Raw genomic sequence first — 2844 nt, 5'->3', positions numbered from 1 at the left:
CGCCCTCACGCACCTTCTGGGTGAGGGCGTCCAGCCACACGAACGCATACGGCCCACCTTCCAGGGGCCGGTTGCGGAACGCGGCCACTTGGGCGTCCAGCACCTTCGACATCTCCGACACCTGGCTCTTGGAAATGCCCGTGATGCCCATCTGCTCCACCAATCTGTCCACCCGCCGCGTCGACACCCCCAGCAGATACGAGGTGGCCACCACGCTCACCAGGGCCTGCTCGGCCCGGCGGCGCCGCTCCAGCAACCACCCGGGGAAGTACGACCCGCTGCGCAGCTTCGGGATCGCCAGCTCGACCGTGCCGGCGCGGGTGTCCCAGTCCCGCTGCCGGTAGCCGTTGCGGCGGTTGACCCGTTCGTCCGAGCGCTGCCCGTAGCCGGCGCCGCAGATCGCGTCGGCCTCGGCCGACATGAGCGCTTCGGCCATCGTCTTGACCATCGATCGCAGCAGATCCGGCTCACACGCCCCGATCTGCTCGGCAAGCCGGCCCGCGGGGTCCACACTGGTGTCATCGGCCATCGCGTCCTCTCCTTCGATCTTGGACTTCGCTTCTCGAAGGATCACGCGGTGGCCGTCTCATTTCACGACGCCACGCCCTCTGACCTGCATCAACTCGTACACCACCTCCGTGGACGCAACCGGGCCGCGTCCGGTGGGTGGTCATCGGTGGGTCTCCGCCAGGTCGAACAGCGCATCGGGCGCGGGTGGCTCGGCCCCGGCCGGGTGTGACGGTGTGGCCGGGGCAACGTTGGCGTGTCGGTGTCGAGCTGGCGGGGCGGGGGCGGCCGCCCCCAGGGAGCGGGGTCGGCCGCAGTCTGCTGCCCGGTTTGGCGGGCGGTCATTGGTGGTCCCCAGCGGTGTCGGGCCGGGCGGGGGTTTACCTCATGGTGAGGTTCTATGAGCTGCTCTGCCAGGGACACGGCCCGTCCGACGCGCTGCGCACCGTCCAGTTGGAGCACCACGCAGCCGGGGACCCAGTACTGAACTGGGGCGCCTTCGTCTGCTACGCACGTTCGTCCGCAGTGCTCCGGCCTTCATGCAGGGGTGAAGCGGACCCTCCCGCGTAGCGGGGCGAGGAAAACCGGATCACCCCGGGCGATCCGGCGTCTGCCCGGCTCAGACTAGGCGGGATGTACTGACGCCGGACGCTGATCAGCGCTCCGTCCACGCTCCCAGCGAAGTAGGAGCCCGGCCAGAGCACACCCCCCTCAGCGCAAAGCGCGGACTCCACCACCTCGCCATGACACACCGCGTCGGCAGTCCCGTCCTGGCACCTCGACGACCGAGGACTTGGGCGCCTTCTTGCTCTCGGCGAACATGAACCGTTCGCGTCCCTGCTTCCACCGCCTGCGCCCACCGGTGCGGACGCCGAACGCGGACGGGCCGCGCCAGAAAACCGGCGCGAACGCCGTCGCAGACCGCCTCGACGCGGTCGCCCATCTGACCTCGCGGGGATGCGCCGTGCACGGCTCGGCGGCCGGACGCCCGGCGCCGCAGACGCCGGGCCCGGTTCCCGTTGCCCAGCTTGCCCGGTACCTCACTGCGGCGCGCAGCAGTCGCCAGCCGCTCCTTCCCTGCGGGGCCGGGGAGGCGGCCGGTCGATGTCGACGGCGAAGAGCGTGCGGTCCGTCCTCCTCAGGCTCCTGCTGGAAGAGCCGCCTCGACGAGGGGGCCTGGGAACTCGCGGCCTCCCCGTCCCGCCGGAGGCGACGCTCCCGCACTGCGGTCTGGCCCTCAACCGTCCGCCCGCGGGATTTTCAAGATCTTTTCTGTGGAAAACATCTTGAAAATCCCTTGTCTCCCGGTTGATGCCCATCCCTCAGCGCGGGGAGCCGGCCCCGTCGGGACGGGGAAGACCGCAAGCCCCCAGGCCGCCGACCGAGGCGGCCGCCCCTCCCGGCAGGAGCCAGAGGAGGACTCATGGACAACCGCTTCACCGTCAACATCGCCGGTCGTCTCGCCCGTGACCCCGAGCTGAAGTCCTACGACTGGGGCGTGCGCTGCGAGCTGCAGATCCTGGTCATCCTGCGCAAGGTCAACCGGGACGGCGACGTCTACTCCGCCGAGCGGACCATCCGCGTGACCACCCTGGACACCACCCTTGCCGGCCGCATCGCCCGGGAGTTCAAGATGGGCGACCGCGTCGAGGTGGTCTGCGACGACATCCGCCCCGGGCGAATCTGGTACGACCCGTCCGCGTTCGATCCCCAGACCGGTGAGCGCGGCCGGTGGAAGCAGGGCCGCGAGCGGTTCATCATCGCCGAGATCAAAAAGGCGCCCAAGCCCAAGGCCGCCAAGGTCGCCAAGGGTGGTGAGACCGTCGACGCGGCGCGCCAGGCCGAGGCCGAGGTGCTGAACGGAGTCACCGGCTGACCCGCTGGCCCCTCGGGGGCGCCGCCCCCGAGGGGCCAGCCCTCTGCACTGCCCCAAGGGTCGTCGGCGGAAAGGAACGACCCATCGTGTCCGAAGCATCCCCGCGTGCGCGGGGCCGACCGAAATCCTCGGCGGACAACCGCTCCAGCAGGAGGAGCATCCCCGCGTGCGCGGGGCCGACACACGAAAACCGCGGCCGCCGCAGAGCTGGGGAGGAGCATCCCCGCGTGCGCGGGGCCGACTCCGCCTGCCGTACCCCAGCGTTGAGCGCGGCGGGAGCATCCCCGCGTGCGCGGGGCCGACGGGCGGCGCGCTAGGCCGTGTTTAGAAAGTGCTGGTTGTCGGTTCGGTCGCGGCATGTCGGTGCCTGGATACAGGTGAGGTCTCCGGTAGATGGATCAACGACCAAGAAGACCATCTGCACGGAGACCTCGATGGCCAGGGTATCGATCGCGGGGCGC

Annotated in this window: 2 protein-coding genes; one reads left to right on the top strand and one right to left on the bottom strand. The window is 70.3% G+C overall.

Features of this window, described 5'->3' with window-relative positions; translation table 11 throughout:
* Positions 1–529, bottom strand: a 529-nt coding sequence (locus QSK22_RS33130) for a transposase (RefSeq protein WP_285498448.1), incomplete at its 3' end; no start/stop codon positions are given.
* Between the two features lie 1401 nt (positions 530–1930).
* Here QSK22_RS33130 and QSK22_RS33125 point away from each other — a divergent pair.
* Positions 1931–2383 carry a hypothetical protein gene (locus QSK22_RS33125; RefSeq protein ID WP_285498447.1) on the top strand — a complete coding sequence of 151 codons (453 nt, stop codon included), beginning with the start codon at positions 1931–1933 and terminating at the stop codon, positions 2381–2383.
* Positions 2384–2844: the final 461 nt, after the last annotated feature.

Origin of the sequence: Actinomadura sp. NBRC 104425 (assembly GCF_030269545.1) — a bacterium.
Classification (GTDB): domain Bacteria; phylum Actinomycetota; class Actinomycetes; order Streptosporangiales; family Streptosporangiaceae; genus Spirillospora; species Spirillospora keratinilytica.
The sequence above is the reverse complement of the archived record's forward strand: the minus strand, read 5'-3'. Positions and strand labels throughout refer to the sequence as shown.